The 17,262-nt window shown below is 66.6% G+C and carries 11 protein-coding genes; 1 reads left to right on the top strand and 10 read right to left on the bottom strand.

Annotated features, from left to right (window positions below):
• Window position 1: 1 nt before the first annotated feature.
• The 8 genes from bamB to ndk all read right to left on the bottom strand — a co-directional run bounded on the left by bamB (window position 2) and on the right by ndk (window position 8,158).
• On the bottom strand, window positions 2–1,138 hold the full coding sequence (bamB, locus tag H3H36_RS22770) for an outer membrane protein assembly factor BamB (RefSeq protein ID WP_182220359.1): 1,137 nt from the start codon (window positions 1,136–1,138) through the stop codon (window positions 2–4).
• A 71-nt stretch (window positions 1,139–1,209) separates the two neighbouring features.
• Window positions 1,210–1,863, bottom strand: coding sequence for a YfgM family protein (locus H3H36_RS22765; protein ID WP_182220358.1), 654 nt, complete (start codon window positions 1,861–1,863; stop codon window positions 1,210–1,212).
• 53 nt (window positions 1,864–1,916) lie between these two features.
• Window positions 1,917–3,266, bottom strand: coding sequence for a histidine--tRNA ligase (hisS, locus tag H3H36_RS22760; RefSeq protein WP_182220357.1), 1,350 nt, complete (start codon window positions 3,264–3,266; stop codon window positions 1,917–1,919).
• A 24-nt stretch (window positions 3,267–3,290) separates the two neighbouring features.
• A complete protein-coding gene (ispG, locus tag H3H36_RS22755; RefSeq protein ID WP_182220356.1) occupies window positions 3,291–4,565 on the bottom strand; it encodes a flavodoxin-dependent (E)-4-hydroxy-3-methylbut-2-enyl-diphosphate synthase in 1,275 nt (424 codons plus the stop codon).
• 31 nt (window positions 4,566–4,596) lie between these two features.
• Window positions 4,597–5,637: a RodZ domain-containing protein gene (locus H3H36_RS22750; protein WP_182220355.1), complete on the bottom strand. Its 1,041-nt coding sequence runs from the start codon at window positions 5,635–5,637 to the stop codon at window positions 4,597–4,599.
• A 13-nt stretch (window positions 5,638–5,650) separates the two neighbouring features.
• A complete protein-coding gene (gene pilW / locus H3H36_RS22745) occupies window positions 5,651–6,463 on the bottom strand; it encodes a type IV pilus biogenesis/stability protein PilW (RefSeq protein WP_182220354.1) in 813 nt (270 codons plus the stop codon).
• On the bottom strand, window positions 6,463–7,635 hold the full coding sequence (rlmN, locus tag H3H36_RS22740) for a dual-specificity RNA methyltransferase RlmN (protein ID WP_182167024.1): 1,173 nt from the start codon (window positions 7,633–7,635) through the stop codon (window positions 6,463–6,465). The genes pilW and rlmN overlap by 1 nt, the downstream gene beginning before the upstream one ends.
• A 97-nt stretch (window positions 7,636–7,732) precedes the next feature.
• Window positions 7,733–8,158 carry a nucleoside-diphosphate kinase gene (gene ndk / locus H3H36_RS22735; RefSeq protein ID WP_182220353.1) on the bottom strand — a complete coding sequence of 142 codons (426 nt, stop codon included), beginning with the start codon at window positions 8,156–8,158 and terminating at the stop codon, window positions 7,733–7,735.
• 250 nt (window positions 8,159–8,408) lie between these two features.
• On the opposite strand from ndk, the gene H3H36_RS22730 reads away from it, so the two are divergent.
• Window positions 8,409–9,092: a Bax inhibitor-1/YccA family protein gene (locus tag H3H36_RS22730; protein WP_182220352.1), complete on the top strand. Its 684-nt coding sequence runs from the start codon at window positions 8,409–8,411 to the stop codon at window positions 9,090–9,092.
• Between the two features lie 128 nt (window positions 9,093–9,220).
• Here H3H36_RS22730 and pbpC read toward each other — a convergent pair whose 3' ends face one another.
• Both pbpC and H3H36_RS22720 read right to left on the bottom strand, forming a co-directional pair.
• Entirely contained in the window at window positions 9,221–11,311 is a 2,091-nt protein-coding gene (pbpC, locus tag H3H36_RS22725) for a penicillin-binding protein 1C (RefSeq protein WP_182220351.1), read from the bottom strand.
• Window positions 11,312–11,334: 23 nt separating this feature from the next.
• A complete protein-coding gene (locus H3H36_RS22720; protein WP_182220350.1) occupies window positions 11,335–17,100 on the bottom strand; it encodes an alpha-2-macroglobulin family protein in 5,766 nt (1,921 codons plus the stop codon).
• Between the last annotated feature and the right edge of the window lie 162 nt (window positions 17,101–17,262).

Genomic DNA, 17,262 nt, shown 5'->3' with positions numbered 1-17,262 from the left:
ATTACTCGACCGCGATGGCGGTCACTGTCCCTGATTGGGTTTGAAAAATCAAATTCGCGCCCGCCACCACAGGCACCGATTGTATCGGGCTGCCGTCGGTAGCGACGCGACCTATTAAAGCGCCATCTTCCCGCGACAGGAAGTGGATGTAACCCTGATAGTCGCCAACCGCGACAGCGCGGCCATACGACACAGGCGTGGACAGGCGGCGGAACGCCAGCTTGTCCGTTTTCCAGGCGTTGGTGCCCGTTTCGCGGCTGTACGCGGCCAGCCCGCCCTGGTCGTCGGCGACGAACACGAAGCGCTGGTCGACAGCCACACCCACGTCGGCGGACGCGGGCTTGTTCCAGCGTGGTACGCCGGTGGCCAGGTCAAAGCAGGCCACGCGGCCCTGGTAAGACACGGCGCACACGTCCTTGTCATACACCACGGGCGCGCCGGCGATGTCGGTCACGCGCTCCAGTTCCGTCGCGCCGCGCGGCTCGCCCACCACCACTTCAAAGCGTGGCAGCCCGCCCACCAGGGCCAGCGCCAGCAGCTTGCCACCCGGCTGGGCCACGTACACGTTCGGACCTGCGATGGTCATGCCGGGCGCGTTGCGCAGCGTGAGCGCGGGCGTGGTGCGGGCCACGGACCAGCGCCTGGCGCCGGTGGCCGCCTCATAGGCCGTGATCTGGTTGTCGACGCTGCGCACCACCACCACGTCCGTGCCCACCACGGGCGAGGACAGCACTTCGCTCGACGCCTGCGCCTTCCACAGCGGCTTGCCGTTGGCGTCGAACGCAAGGATAACACCCTTGGCCGCGCCGACCACGGTCACGTCGCCGTTGCTGCCCACGCCGGCCGTCAGGTCCGCGCCCGTCTTGACGCGCCACAGCTCCTTGCCCGTGGCCGCGTCCAGCTTCGCCAGGGTGCCGCCGGCATCGGCCGCGTACAGGTTGTTGCCCACCAGGGCGGGCGTGAACACGGCCTGGCCGGACGAACCGAGTGAATACTTCCATGCCGCGTGCGGCGACATGGTGGCCTTGAACTCAACCAGCGGCGCTGGCTGGTTCTTGGTTTCCTTCGACGAGAACAGCGAGCAGCCGGACATCAGCGCCAGCAGGCTCACTGCGATTATTTTTTGGGTGGTGCGCATAAATTAACCTTGTTGGTACAGGTAAGGCATGAGGGACGGCGCGCCTGTCGCGCGCGTCCTCGCGAAGATGCTTATGCCGCGTCCTTGGCCGCGGGCACGGCGCCGCCGATGGCTTCGAACTTCAGTTCGATCAGCTGGCGGCCGGGGTTCTTCTTGTCCGTCGCGTCCAGCGCGGCCTGGTAGGCGGCGCGGGCTTCGGCCAGCTTGTTCTGCGCGGCCAGCACATCGCCCTTGCGGTCGGCCACGGCGCCGGCGAACTGCGGCGCGGTGACGGTGGCCAGTACCTTGAGCGCTTCGTCATAGGCTTTCTCGTCCAGCAGCACGCCGGCCAGGCGGACCTTGGCCACCGACTTGTATTCCTCGTCGCCATGCTCGGATGCCCATTGCAGCTGGGCCTTGGCCGATTTCAGGTCATTGGCATCGAACGCGCTCTTGGCGGCCAGCAGCGCGCCCATGGGCGCGTAGGTGGTGCTGCCATAGCGGCTTTCCATGTCGCCGGCCGCACGCAGCACCTTGGCCGCGTCCTTGGCGTCGACGGCGTGCTGCAGCTCGTCGTACAGGGCCGATGCCTGGGCGGCCTGGCTGCGCTGGTAGTAGTTCCAGCCGGTCCAGCCCGAGTAGGCGGCCAGGCCTGCGATCAGCACCCACGAAGTGAGGTTGCCATACTGATTCCACCACGCTTTGAGGGAAGCAAGTTGTTCTTGTTCTTCGAGATCGTATGCCATGAGTTCAGGTCAGTTGGGGTTGTAAGGGTTAATCGAAGGTCTATCGGTACTGCTTAGTGCTTGCAGTTCTCGTCGTGCACGTGATAGTGGCCGCCGTCGCTGGTGATCTGGTCGACCAGGAAGTCCACTACCTCATCGAACGGCACGTTAGCCTGCTGCTGCTCGCCTTCGGCCGCGCGCATGGCCTTGACGCTGGCCGTGTGGTTGGCCACTTCGTCTTCGCCGATGATGACGGCGAAGGCAGCGCCGCTGCCGTCGGCCTTCTTCATCTGCGACTTGAAACTGCCGGCGCCGGCGGCCGTGGAGGCGTGCATGATCACGTCCAGGCCAGCATCGCGGATACGCTCGCCCAGCACGAATGCCTGCAGCTGGGCCGCTTCACCCTGGTGCACCAGGTACACGTCGCACTGGTTGGGCTGCTCAGGCTCGCCCTCTTCCTTCATCAGTTCCAGCAGGCGTTCGATGCCCATCGCGAAGCCGACGGCCGGCGTGGGCTTGCCGCCGAAGCTGGCGATCAGCGGATCGTAGCGGCCGCCCGCGCACACGGTGCCTTGCGAACCCAGTTGGTCCGTCACCCACTCGAACACGGTGCGGTTGTAGTAATCGAGGCCGCGCACCAGGCGGGTGTTGATGGTGTACGGGATGTTGTTGTGGTCGAGGATCTTGCGCACGCCATTGAAGTGGGCCAGCGATTCCTCGCCCAGGTAGTCCAGCAGCTTGGGCGCGTTGTTGACCATCTCCTGCATGGCCGGATTCTTGGTGTCCAGGATGCGCAGCGGGTTGCTGTGCAGGCGGCGCTTGGCTTCCGCGTCCAGCAGGGCTTCGTGCGATTCCAGGTAGGCGATCAGGTCCACGCGATGACGGGCGCGCTCCTCGGCGTCGCCGATCGAGTTCAGTTCCAGGCGGATGTTCTGCAGGCCCAGGTCATCCCACAGGCGGCGGCACAGCATGATCAGTTCCGCGTCGATGTCCGGGCCATTGAAGCCGACGGCTTCGCAGCCGAACTGGTAGAACTGGCGATAGCGGCCGCGCTGGGGACGCTCGTGGCGGAACATGGGGCCCGTGTACCACAGGCGCTTGGGGCCTTCATACACCAGGTTATGCTCGATCACGGCGCGCACCACGCCAGCCGTGCCTTCCGGACGCAGCGTGAGCTGGTCGCCGTTCATGGAATCGGTGAACGAATACATCTCCTTTTCCACGATGTCCGTCACGGCGCCGATGGCGCGCGCGAACAGGCCCGTGTTTTCCACGATGGGGGTGCGGATCTGCTGGAAGCCATAGCTCTGCACCACCGATTGGGCGGTGTTCTGGAACAGTTCCCACAGGTGCGCATCACCCGGCAGGATGTCGTTCATGCCTTTGACTGCGACGATTTTCTCAGCTTTTTTGTTTTCGGACATTGCGCTCTTCTTTTAATCTTTAGCTTAGGCAGCCACGGTCTTGCCGTAGTTGGTCTGCACGTAATTCAATACGATGGTCTGGAATTCTTCGACGATGCGCTCACCGCGCAGGGTGGCCACCTTCTGGCCGTCCACGAACACGGGGGCGGCCGGCGACTCGCCCGTACCGGGCAGGCTGATGCCGATGTTGGCGTGCTTCGACTCGCCGGGGCCGTTGACGATGCAGCCCATCACGGCCACGTTCATCGCTTCCACGCCCGGATAGATCTTTTTCCACTCCGGCATCTGCTCGCGCAGATAGGTCTGGATGTTGTCGGCCAGTTCCTGGAAGGTGGTCGAGGTGGTACGGCCGCAGCCGGGGCAGGCAATCACCATCGGCGTGAACTTGCGCAGGCCCATGGTCTGCAGGATCTCCTGGCCCACCACCACTTCCCTGGTGCGGTCGCCACCCGGTTCCGGCGTGAGCGAAATGCGGATGGTGTCGCCGATGCCCTCTTGCAGCAGCACCGACAGCGCGGCCGTGGAAGCGACGATACCCTTGCTGCCCATGCCGGCCTCGGTCAGCCCCAGGTGCAGCGGGTAGTCGCAGCGGCGCGCCAGTTCGCGGTACACGGCGATCAGGTCCTGCACGCCCGACACCTTGCACGACAGGATGATCTTGTCGCGGCCCAGGCCCAGTTCTTCCGCACGCACGGCGTTCTCGATGGCGGAGGTGATCAGCGCCTCGTACATCACGGCCTGCGCGCTCCACGGCTCGGCACGGCCAGCGTTCTCGTCCATGATGCGCGCCAGCAGCGCCTGATCCAGGCTGCCCCAGTTGACGCCGATGCGCACCGGCTTGTCGTAGCGGGCCGCCACTTCGATCATCTGGGCGAACTGGCTGTCGCGCTTGGCGCCCTTGCCCACGTTGCCCGGATTGATGCGGTACTTGGCCAGCGCCTTGGCGCACTCGGGATACTCGTTCAACAGCGTGTGGCCGTTGTAGTGGAAGTCGCCCACCAGCGGCACGTCGATCTCCATCTTGTCGAGCTGCTCGCGGATGTAGGGCACGGCGGCCGCCGCCTCCGGCTTGTCCACCGTCAGGCGCACCAGTTCGGAACCGGCGCGGGCCAGCTCCTTGATCTGGATCGCCGTGGCGATCACGTCGGCCGTATCGGTGTTGGTCATCGACTGCACCACCACGGGCGCGTCGCCGCCGACCCACACCTGGCGGGCGCCGTTGGCCACCAGCACGCGGCGGCTGGCGCGGCGCGCGCACGGACCGGAAGGAATGGCTGTTTGCGTAGTCGTTGTAGACATGGGTGTTCTGTTTGTGTGCTGTAAAACGGGATTACTTGATGTTCACGCGCGAGATCGTGCCACCGGCCACGGACGGCAGCGGCAGCGGCGCGCCGCCCAGCGTCGCTTCCACGCCGGCCGGCTTGCCAACGATGAGCAGGGCGGGATCGGTGATGTCGAACGTCTCCGTGGCGCCGGCCTTGACCAGGCGCGAAATGAGCGGCGACTTGCCTGGACGGCGGATCTCAATCCACGAATCCTGGGTCACTTTCAATACCAGCGCGTTACCGCTGGCGGCCGCCGGCGCAGGGGCTGCGACCGGTGCAGGCGCCGGTGCCGCAGGTGCGGTGGTGGCAACAGGGGCCGGCGCCGCCGCGGGCGGCGTGACGGGCGCTGCGGCGTTCGCAGCACCAGCGACAGGAGCCGCAGCCGGGGCAGCGCCAGCGCCGGGCGAACCGGCGGCCGGCGCGCCACCTTGCGGCGGCACGGAAATCAACGGCACGGACGGCGACTGCATGGGCGCCGTCTCCTGGCCCGGCTTGACCAGCGTGGTCTCGATCGGTGCGGTGACGTTGGCGGCCTTCCCGGCCACGGCCGGTGCGGCGACGGTGGCGCCATCCTTGCCCTGCCCCAGCATGCCCGGCGCGATCAGCCCGGCGTGATAGGCATAGGCGCCGGCGGCGGCGATCACCACGGCCACGCCAGCGACTATCATCCAGCCGGCCGGCTTGGACGAACGCTCCGTCAGCGACGGGAAGCGCGATTCGGAAAACGTGGGCGAGCGCTCGCGGCGCGGCGGCGACGCCTCGTGGCTGGTGGGCGAGACCACTTCGATCATGGCCACCAGCGGCGTGGCGTCTATCTTCAGCACTTTGGCGTAGGCGCGCACGAAACCGCGCACCACGGCCATGTTGGGCAGCGACGCATAGTCGCCCTTCTCCAGCGCGATCACCTGGCGCGGCGCCAGTTTCAGCTGATCGGCGATCTGTTCTATCGTCCAGCCGGCCGCTTCGCGGGCGGCGGCCAGTTGTACTCCGGGCGTGGCCAGGTTGCTGCCCTGGTCTTTTGGCGGTTCAGCCCACTCTGAATTCATTGGTACCCCTGTTTCATTCATCAAACGCCCCACGTTGATACGCTGCATACTCGACCGAACCGGGGTGGTGACGCCGCAATTGCGTCGCCCAGCCAGCTTCCGCGTCCTTGTCGCCGAGCTTATGCTGCACTTTAATCGCGAGCCACAGCACATCGGCCGTCATGCTCTCCATCTTTGCTAACTTGCCCAGCCGGGTAATGAAAAAACCGGCACGGGGATAATCGCCCCGCGCGTAGTAGACCTGCGCCAGGTTGGCGTTGGTCGCGGCCAGGTCGGGCGTCAGTTGCAAGGCACGCAGCAGGTATTTTTCCGCCGCCGCGTAATCCTTGATCTTCAGCGCGCAGGAACCGGCGTTGTTCAGCGCCTTGTCCGGCGACTTGTAGGCCGGGTTGTTCAAGGCTTGCTCGAAATGCTTGAGCGCCTCGGGCACACGGCCGTGCTCGCACAGGAACGAGCCGTAATTGTTGGCCAGATCGGGATTGCGCGGCGCCAGCTTGAGCGCGTGCACGAAGTTATCCTCGGCCAGGGCCGTCTCGCCCATGGCCATGTAGATCAGGGCACGCATGCCGTAGGCATCCACGTACTGGGGATCGGCCACCAGCGCCAGCTTCACTTCATCGAGCGCCACGGCGTACTGGCCCTGCTCGTAGTAGCCCACGGCCAGCTGCATGCGGATGCTGGCGCGGCGCTGGGCCGAGGTCAGGTCCGACGCCGTCTGCAGCTCCTCCTTGCCACTATTGCCCGGACCGGCGGCACAGCCGGCCAGCAGCGCTGCCAGCGCCAGGGCGGACAGCAACGGACGGCGGCGTCGGACCAGGGGTGTCATCAGGAACGGATCTCCACGATCTTGCCGAAGTTGGCGCCGAACTTCTGCTGGTATTCGGCCATCTTTTCCATGCGCTCCTGGACCCGGGTGCGGTCCTGGACTTCACCGGCCAGCTGGCCGCAGGCGGCGTCGATATCGTCGCCGCGCGTCTTGCGGATGGTGGTGACGATGCCGGCGTCCATCAGGATCTGGGCGAAGGCCTTGATGCGCGGGTTCTTCGAGCGGAACAAGCCCGATTCCGGGAAGGGGTTGAACGGAATCAGGTTGAACTTGCAGTTCACGCCGTGCTGGCGGTCCTGCACCAGGGCCACCAGCTCGCGCGCGTGCTCGTCGGAGTCGTTGAAGCCGTCGAGCATGCAGTATTCAAAGGTGATGAAGTCGCGCGGCGCAAATTCCAGGTAGCGCTTGCAGGCGGCCAGCAGCTCCTTCAACGGGTATTTTTTATTGAGCGGCACCAACCCATCGCGCAACGCGTCGTTCGACGCGTGCAGCGACACGGCCAGCGCCACCGGCACTTCCTGCGACAGCTTGTCCATCATCGGCACCACGCCGGAGGTCGACAAGGTGACCCGGCGGCGCGACAGGCCGTAGGCGTTATCGTCCAGCATCAGCTTGAGGGCCGTGACGGTGGGTTCGAAGTTCAGCAGCGGCTCGCCCATGCCCATCATCACCACGTTGGTGATCTGGCGTTCACCCTTGGGGCCGGGCTCGATGCCCTTGGTGCGGCGCAGTTCGAATTCGGCCATCCACAGCTGGCCGATGATCTCGCCCACGGTCAGGTTGCGGTTGAAGCCCTGCTTGCCCGTGGAGCAGAAACGGCAGTTGACGGCGCAGCCGGCCTGGGTCGAGATGCACAGCGTGCCGCGGTTGTCTTCCGGGATGTACACGGTTTCCACGGCGTTGCCGTTGCCCACGTCCACCAGCCACTTGCGGGTGCCGTCGGACGAGGTGTGGTCGCTGATGACGGCCGGCGCGCGCACTTCGGCACGCGTCTTGAGCTTGTCGCGCAGCGACTTGGCCAGGTCCGTCATCGAGTCGAAATCGGCGGCGCCGAACTGGTGGATCCAGCGCTGCAGTTGTTTGGCGCGGAACGGCTTCTCTCCCAACTCGGCGCAATAGGCGATGAGCTGCGCGGGATCCAGGTCCAGCAAGTTGGTGAGGGTCGTATCCATAATCTTGTTCAATGCAATTCCAATCAATCCGTCCCCGCCGGGGCGGGAACGGGGTACATCAGCGGCGGCGCCGCACGCGGCGCGCGCCAGGCGTCAATTAACGCGAGTAGACGTTCAGTGCTGGGAAGAAGTAAGCGATTTCGGTGGCAGCAGCTTCCACGCCGTCCGAACCGTGCACGGCGTTGGCATCGATCGACTCAGCGAAGTCAGCACGGATGGTGCCTTTTTCAGCTTTCTTCGGATCGGTGGCGCCCATCAGGTCGCGGTGGGCCAGCACGGCGTTCTCGCCTTCCAGCACCTGGATCATGACAGGACCGGAAACCATGAAGTCCACCAGATCCTTGAAGAAGCCGCGCTCTTTGTGGGCGGCGTAGAAGCCTTCGGCATCAGCGCGCGACAGCAGGGTCATGCGGGCTGCGACGATCTTCAGGCCAGCGCCTTCGAAACGGCTGTAGATTTGGCCGATAACGTTTTTGGCGACTGCGTCTGGTTTGATGATCGACAGGGTGCGTTCGATTGCCATTTAAAAACTCCAATAAAAAGAAAGGTTTAAAACAAGTATTGATAACTCAATCAACCTTTGATTTTACCATAGAACACCCCACCTAACGGATATTGCAAGGCAAGTCGGCGGCGCGGGCCGGTTTCAGCCGGATTTAAGCTAGAATTAAGCCAGCGCCAAGGGCGATTCTGCGCGTTTTTTCCCTGGCATGCTATGCTTTTATCACGGCGCTCACTGTACACGCCATGAACACCAATGAATTGGAGGCACTATGAATCAAATGCAAAACATCTATGACTATGCCGGCAGCAGCCAGGCGGTCCGCCATAATGTACTGCGCAACACCTATTGGCTGTTGGCGCTGTCGATGGTGCCGACCGTGCTGGGCGCCTTCATCGGCGTGGCCTTCCACGTGCCGATGCTGGGCGGCGGCCTGGGCGCGCTGCTGTTCCTGGCGATCGCGTTCGGCTTCATCTGGGGCATCGAGCGCAACAAGGACAGCGGCCTGGGCGTGGCCTTGCTGCTTGGTTTCACCTTCTTCATGGGGCTGATGCTCACCCCCATCCTGTCGCGCACGCTCGGCTACAGCAATGGTGGTTTCCTGATCATGACCGCATTCGGCGGCACGGCCAGCGTGTTCGCCGTGATGGCCAGCGTGGCCACCGTGTCCAAGCGCGACTTCTCGGGCCTGGGCAAGTGGCTGTTCGCCGGCGTGATCGTGATGATCATCGCCTCGCTGGCCAATATTTTCCTGGGCCTGCCGGCGCTGGCCATCACCATTTCCGTGATCGCGATCGCCATCTTCTCGGCCTACATCCTGTATGACGTGCAGCAAATCGTAAACGGCGGCGAGACCAACTACATCCGCGCCACGCTGGCCATTTACCTGGACGTGTACAACATCTTCGTCAACCTGCTGCAGCTGCTGGGCATCTTCGGCGGCAGCCGCGACTGAGCGAAACAGCACTCCTCCCCAAGCCGGCCCCACGCCGGCTTTTTTTTCGCCCTAGAAAAACCGTGTTACGTCCCCGATTTTTCCATGGCGCAAAATCGGGGACGTAACACGGTTTTTCTGAGCAGATATTAGCGGACGTGAAAGCGGGTTTCGGCGATCACACGGGCGCCGGCATCGACCAGCGCCAGCTGGTGGGGGCCGGCCACGGGACGCCACACGTAGTCGGCGCCGGCCTGGCCCAGCACGGCGCCATCCAGCCGCCATTGCAAACCCTGCCCGGCCTGCGCCTGGAAGGTGACGCGCTGGCTGGCCTCGGGGATATCGGGGTCGATGGCGATGATGCTGGACTGGCCCGGATACAGGATGCGCGGCGCGCGGCGCCCATCGTCGACCAAGGCCACCACGGGCGTCTCGGTGCCGGCCAGGAACCATTCGGCGCGCGGGGCTTCCAGCGCCGGCTCGAACGCGACCTGGCGCCGCAGCACGCCGGCCGGCGCCTGCGGGGCGCGGCTGGGCTCATGCTGATGCAGGTAGTCGATCACGTCGCGCCACACGGGCGCGGCCCCGCTCACGCCGGACACGTCCCACATCGACTGCCCGTCGAAATTGCCGACCCAGACGCCCACCGTGTAGCGCTCCGTGTAACCGAGGCACCAGTTGTCGCGCATGTCCTTGCTGGTGCCAGTCTTGACGGCGCTCCAGACGGTGGTGGCCAGTTCATTCTTCAAGCCGAAGGTGACGCTGCGCGCGGCGCGGTCGGCCAGCATGTCCCCGACGATGAAGCTGGCGCCGGCGTCGAGCACGCGGCGGCGCGCCTGCGCAGGCCGGGGCAGCAGCCCGACCGTCCCTTGCAGGCCGCCGCTGGCCAGCGTGCGGTAGGCATTGGTCAATTCCAGCAGGCTCACTTCGGCCGAACCGAGGGCCAGCGCGTAGCCGTAGTATTCGGCGCCTTCGGTCAGGCTGTCCAGCCCCAGCACGTGCAGGCGTTCGTAGAAACGGTCCAGCCCCGTCATCAGCAGCGTGCGCACGGCCGGCACGTTCAGGGAACTGGCCAGGCTGGTGCGGGCGCTCACGTAGCCTTTGAATTCCTTGTCGTAGTTCTGTGGGATATACAGACCGGATGGGGTGGAAATGTCGATCTGGCTGTCCTCCAGCAGCGAGGCGGCTGTGAGCAGGCGCCGCTCCAGCGCCAGCTCGTACAGGAAAGGCTTGAGCGTGGAACCAGGCTGGCGCAGCGCCGTCACGCCATCGACGTCGCTGCCGCCCGCGTTGCCGACATAGGCCAGGATGTCGCCGCTGGCGTTATCGAGCACGACGACGGCGCCATCGTTCACATTACGCGTGCGCAGCGCCATCAGTTGCTGGCGCAGGGCGGCCTGGGCGTAGCGCTGCAGGTCGCCGTCCAGCGTGCTGCGCACAGGCCCGGCGCCGTCCTTCAGCAGCTGGCGCGCCACCTGCGGCGCCGGCGGCAGCGGTGACGCCAGCACCGGGCGGCTCAGCGCCAGCACCGTGCTTTGTTCGATGGCGGCGCAGTCGTCGGCCATGCGCAGTTCGCGCGCCAGCGCGCATGCGCGGCTGGCCACTTGCCGCGCCGGCGCCTCGGGCGCGCGCAGCAGGCTGGCCAGGATCACGGACTCCGTCCGATTGAGGCCGGACGGCGCCTTGCCGAACAGGCCGCGCGCAGCCGCGCCCACGCCTTGCAGCTCGCCCCGGAACGACACGAGGTTCAGGTACGCTTCCAGGATTTGCGGCTTGCTCCATCGGGCTTCGAGCTGGCGTGCGGCCAGCAGCTGGTCCCACTTCTGGCCCCAGCTGCGGCCGGCCGCGCCGGCGCGCATGGCCGGATCGAGCTGCGCGGCCAACTGCATGGTGATGGTGGAGGCGCCGCGTGCGCGCTTGCGCCACAGGTTGTCCCAGGCCGCCTTGCCGATCGCTTTCAGGTCCATGCCGTCGTGCTGGTAGAAACGCTGGTCCTCGGCCTGCAGCACGGCGTCCGGCAGGCTCGGTGAGATGTCGTCGAGCGCCACCCACGGCAGGCGCCGCACCCGCAGATTGACCCGTAGCGATTGCACGGGCTGGCCGTGGCGGTCCAGCAGTTGCGCGTCCGATGGCAAATAGGTTGCCCGCACCTGCTCCGGCGTGGGCATGGTCGCTGCGCCATCCGCGGCCACCGCCGGCGCGGGGCCGACCGTGATCACCAACACCGCCGCCAGCGACATGGCCGCGGTCCCTGCCCTGCCCATCACTGCACCCCCACCGCCGCGTTGGGCGACTGGCCGAACATCTCCGGGCTGTACATCGCTTCCACCCGCGTGGGCGGCAGCAAGAACTGGCCAGCGTTATTCAAGCGCACCGTGTACTCGACGCTCCACTTCCCTTTCGGCACGAAGGCGTAATAGGCGCGGAACGCCTCGAAAGTGCGCTCTTCGAACGCGGGCCAGGTCCAGCCTGCGCGCTGTTCGCCACCACTGAGTATTTTCGAATCGCGGCCCAGCCCCGTGCCCAGCACGCTGGCGCCAGCCGGAATCGGATCATCCACCACCACCCACGTCATGTCGGCCTGCGCCTCCAGGTCCAGGTGCACGCGGTACACGTCGCCGCGCGACCACACGCCGGGCGCCTTGCGCTCGATGGCCGTCACGGTACGGCTAATGGTATAGCCGCTCGATTGCGGCTTCTTCAGCGGGATGGCGGCCAGGCTTTGCACCGTCACCCAGGGCTTGCCCTTGCCCGCGTGTTCCAGTTGCAGCTCGCCGTCGCCGCGCGGCCAGGACAGCATGGCGCTACCGCCGGCCACGTTCTTGTCGAACGCGATGCTCTTGCTCGACTCGCCCAGTGAGGCGCTGCTGATACCCGTCACCGGCGTCGCTTCGAACTTGCGGGTGAATTTATCGAACGCCAGCACGCCCCAGGTGTTGGCCACCGTGGTGCGCCAGCGGCCCTGCACTTGCCGGCCCAGCGCCCCGCGCGCGAGCCGTCCCATGTCCGCCTGCCAGGCGGGATCGTCCCGCACCGCCAGCAGCAGGCGGTTGGCGTTGGCGTCGGGTGAGGCCATCAGCCACCACCAGTCGTCGCTGCGCTCGGTGGAAAAGCCCATCGTCGTGCCCTGCAGGTTCAGGCGCGTGCGCAGCACCTGCTGCACGTGCGCCATCCGCTCCGCGTGATGCGGCAGGCCGGCGCTGCGTTGCAGGATCAGGTACCAGTCGATCACCGCGGAGGTGGGCCACAAATCGGGCGCCAGCGTGAACGATTCCAGCTCGCGCGCGGCCACCGGACGGCTGCGCGACAGCGCTTCCAGCGCGGCCAGCTTGCGCACCGCCAGGTCGGCCGTGCGCAGCGCTGAACCGCGGATCACCTTGCCCTGCACGAAGCCCAGCAAGCCTTCCTCCATGCGCCCCTTGAGCTCAGGCGGAATCTCGTAGCCCGCTTCATCGGCCGCCGACAGCACGTAGGCCGTCAGGCTGTCGCTGCCCTCCAGCATCATGGGGAAATACTTGAGCAGGCCATCGGCATCCATGTGCGCTGGCAGCGTGCCCACCAGCGTTTGCCAGCGCGCCTTGTCCTGCAAGGCGATGGCGCGCGAGGCCTGCTGTTCCAGGCAAGTGTACGGATAGCTGCGCATGTATTCGCGCACGCCGGGCAGCTCGTTGCCCAGCCGCGCGCTGAACGTGGCCTGCACCCCGCCGCGGCCGGGAATGGCGCCGACTGGCAGCCGCACCGTCATGTTGCTGCTCTTTTCCAGCTGCAGCAACGTGGCCTGCACCGTGCGCACCGGGACCGCCGGTACCACCTTCTGCCGCACGCGCAGGCGGTCGGCCGAGCCGGCGACGGCGCCAGCGCTGCCGTGGATGGCCGCGCTCACGTCCCACTGCAATTCCTCCACGCCGACCGGGGCCTGATAATCCCAGCCGATCTCGCGCGCCTGCCCGGCCGCCAGCGCCAGCTTCTGCGGCGCCAGCGCCTTGCCGCCCACGCTGGCGCCCAGGTCCACCTGCACCTCGCCATCGGTCGTATTGCGCAACGTGAAACCGGCGTGGAACTTGTCACCCTCGCGCACCATCGCCGGCAGGCCGGACAACAGGATCAGATCCTGCGTGCTGCGCACTTCCGTGCGCCCGGTGCCGAACAGGTCGGCGTTGGCGCTGGCGACGGCGACGATGCGGAACGCCGTCAGCGAATCGTTGAGCGGCACCTGCACCGTGGCCTCGCCGTTTGCATCCAGCGTCACGCGCGCCTTCCAGAACAGCAGCGTGTCAAACAGCTCCCGGCCCGCGCCCTTGCCGCCGCCACCGCCGGCCGGCACGGCCTTGCGGCCGAAGTGGCGCTTGCCCACTACCTGCATCTGCGCCGTCGCCGTCTGCACTTGCAGGCTGCGCTGGCCCATCATCGCTTCCAGCAAATCCCAGCTGGCGTTCGGCATCAGCTCCAGCAGGCCGACATCGACGGCCGCCAGCGCCACCTCGGCGCCGGCCGGCGCGGGCGTGCCATCGGGCCGCGTGACCTTGACGGCCACCGTGGCCCGCTCGCGGATCTTGTACACCGGCTTGTCGGCATGCACTTGCACTTTCAGTTCATTGGCCGACCACCCCACCCGCAGCGGCGCGATGCCCAGCTTGTAGGCTGGCTTGCCCAGGTCCACCAGCGCCGTCGGCTGCACGCCTGCCACGCGCCCGCGCACCACCAGCGCCGACACGTAGACATTGGGCGCGTACTGCGGCTTGACGGGGATGGTGAACACCGGCGCGCTGCCCGACAACTGGCGCACGTAGGTGTCGATCACGCCTTCGCGCTCCACCGTCACCAGCGCGGTGGCGCTGCGGAACGGCATGCGCAGCTGGAAGCTGGCCGTGTCGCCCGGCTCGTAGCGCTTCTTCTCGGGCAGCAGGTCGATGCGGTCGTTGTCGGTGGCCTTGAACCACCAGTCGTCGCCGTCCGCCACCCAGGTTTCGCGATTGGTCACGGCTTCGTGGCCGCCGTCGTCGCGCGTGCGGGCACGCAGGATCAGGTTGCCCGCCGCAGGCGCCTTCACTTCGCAAATGAGCAGGCCCTTGCTGTCCGTCTTGCCCTCGCAGGCGGCGCCCAGCGCCTTCACTTCGCTGCTGTTCTCGTAGGCGTAGAAGCCGCCGATCAGGCGCCGCCGGTGCGAGTAGTTCTCGCGCTGGAAGTAGTCCACGTTGACCGGCGCGCCGGCCACGGGTTTGCCCTGCAAGTCCAGCACGACCACCTGGAACTTGAGCGCGGCGCGGCTCATCACCCAGCCGTCCGGCTGGATGCCGATCACGTAGGCCGATGGCCACAGCGCGATGCCGGTCGACGCCGTCAGCGTCTCGCCGTTGGCGTCCTGATAGGACATCTCGGCCACCAGCTGGCGCGGCACGGCCGATGGCGTCAGTCCATCAAGCGCCACGCGCGCGCCGCCGGCGCGGTCCAAGGTCAACTCGCGCGTGCGCGCGGCGCTGGGCCCCGGCTGGTCGCCACTGTCGTCGAAGCCGCCTTCGTCCTCGTCGAACACGGGCGCGTCATCTTCCTTGCCCACCCGCACGTCGCCGGCGCTGAAGGTGAAATCGTCATAATCGTCGAAGTGCACGCTCTTGGGTTCGACCATGGTGCGCAGCTTGACGGCCGCGCCGCCGGCGCCGCCGCCGGACAGGTAGCTGAGCTGCATATCAAGGTCCACGCTGGACGGCTGCACGGCCGGCGTCTTCGGCCCCTGCAGGATGGCTTTCATGGTCGGCACCCGGAACTGCTCGACGCGGAAGCGTCCCGCGCTCTGCCCGCCCAGCATGATCTCGTACCACCCCTGTTTGGCGTCGGCCGGAATCACCCAGTCATTGGCGGCCGTGCCGTTGTCGCGCCAGCGCAGCGGCAGCTCATATTTTTGCTCGCTGCCCTCGTGGATGACGAACATCTTCTCCGGCAGCGCGGCCCGGTCCTGCGCACCCAGGCGGCGCGCACGCCAGTCCCGGTTGCCGGAGCGCGGATCGTCGCTGGCCCGCACGTAGCGCAAGCCCTGTTCCACGTGGCGGCGCAGGAAATGCTTCATGTGCACTGTCTCGCCGGCCCGCAACAAGGTGCGGTCGAACACGGTGGCGGCGATGATGTTGTCGGCCTTGAATTCGTCGGTGGGCACGTTGAAGCGCCACGTCTCGATGCCGCGGTTCCAGTTCGACAGCGTGAAGGTCATGTCGCCGCCGCTGCGGGCGCTGACGAAATAGCCGTCGTTGTTGTGGCAGGACAGCGGCGGCAATTCCTGCGTGATGCTGGCCACACCCTGCGCGTTGGCCTTGCCTTGCCACAGCAGCTTGCCGGCGCAATCGCGCACGGCCACCTGGGCGCCGGCCACGGGCTGGCCCTTGTCGAGCGACGTCACCCACACCAGCGAGGAGCTGGCGCCATGCTTGAAGTGCGCCACCAGATTGGTCACCAGCGCTGCCGTGCTGACATAGGCCGTCGACGGCTTGACGTTCAGTACCGCGCCCAGCTTGGGGCTGGCCAGTTCGACCACGTAAAAGCCCGGCTTGCGCAGCGGGATGCCCACCACTTCGAACGCGCGCTTGCCGCCCGGCTTGGGCAGCGTGAAGCGGCTGACCGTGGCGTCCTTGTCGCCCGCCAGCACAGGCCGCGCCAGCGCCGTGCCATACAGTTCGCCAGGCTCCCAGTTGTCCACGCCCTCGGCCATGCGCTTGAGCCAGTCCATCACCTGCTGGTCCTGCTGGTCGGCCACGCGCAGCATGGCGCCCTTGACGTCGGCGCCATCGACGCGCGCCATATTCCCCGCCAGCGCCGGCTCCACGTTACGCACCGTGACGGGCAGCATGCGGTCGCCGCGCGCCTCGATGATGCCGAAGCGGGCCGGGAACTTGACCAGCGGCGGCTGCGCGTCCATGCGCACGGCCAGCGGGAAGCGGGCCTGGTTTAACAGCGGGCGGCCGGCATCGTCCTTCAATGCGGGCGGCAACGACAGCATCAACTTGCTTTGCTCCGGGAACGGCCCGGCGATGGTGACGCCGGCCACGAAATCCGCCTTCTTCTCGCTCTGCTCGACGGCGGCGCGATAGCTTTTCCCGCCCGGCCCGGTGAGGCGCACGGCCAGCGCATCGGCCATGCGCACGGGCGCGGAGAAGGCCAGCCGCACCGGCAGGAACGGGATGCAACCGCCCTTGGGCTGCAGGCGCTCGCAACTGAAGCGGGCCGTGAAGTCGGGCCGCGTCCTGTAACTCAAAGTCTGGTCCTGCGTGTTGGCGATGCCGCTGGCGGCCGCGATGCCGGCGCCCCACACCAGCGCCACGCCCGCATCGGCCGGCAAGCGGCGCTTGCATTGCAGGACCACGATGGGCATCTGCTCCAGCCGCTTGCTGCGCACGCCCGTGGTGGCGCGCCACACCACGCCGCGCGCGCGGAAGTACAGCGACAGGTAGCGTTGCGTGAAGTCCTTGCGCTGGGCCAGGATCTGATCGCGCTCGGCGCCGGCCAGCACGCGCACGGGGATGCGTTCGTTGATGCCGTCCGCGCGGCACCATGCATGTTCGGCCACCGTGTCCTCGCGCGGCAGCGCGTCCAGGCCCAGCACGAACACCTGCTGCTCGTCGACCGCCATGCTGCCTTCGCGCGGCATGGCCTGCACGATGGCGGGGCCGCCCGTGTTGAAACTGAATGGCGCGGTGTCGGCCAATGGCTGGCCGGCCAGGTTCTTCAGGCCGGGCTTGAGCGTGAAGCGGCACGCCACGCCGCCGGGCAGGTCGCGCACGAAATCGTAGCTCCAGTTGGCGCCGTCGATCCAGCGGCCGCTGCCCGCTTCGGGACAATCGATGGTGAACGGGTCGGCCAGCGCCAGGTCGCCGAACGCCACCATCTGCGTATTGAAGCGCACCTGCACCTGGCGCACGGCCTTGGCCGCGCCGCTGGGCGAGAACGACAGCACGCCCGGCGCGGCCCGCGCGGACAGGGGCAGTGACAACGCCGCGCAGCACAACAGGATCGAAGCGAGGAAAGAACGCAGGACAGGCATGCCGGCTCCAGTGGTTGTCGCACCACCGGGCTATAGGTGCACAAGCACTGGCGGCCTGGCGCATGCTTCAGGAATTGGGGGATGGCGCCAGTGTTACAAAGCCGCCTGCGGCTGTCAATAAAATTATAAAAAAGCCATCAAAAAATGCGACGCGCCCCATCT

The sequence above is a fragment of the Rugamonas fusca genome (genome assembly GCF_014042365.1).
Taxonomy (GTDB): domain Bacteria; phylum Pseudomonadota; class Gammaproteobacteria; order Burkholderiales; family Burkholderiaceae_D; genus Rugamonas; species Rugamonas fusca.
The sequence above is the reverse complement of the archived record's forward strand: the minus strand, read 5'-3'. Positions and strand labels throughout refer to the sequence as shown.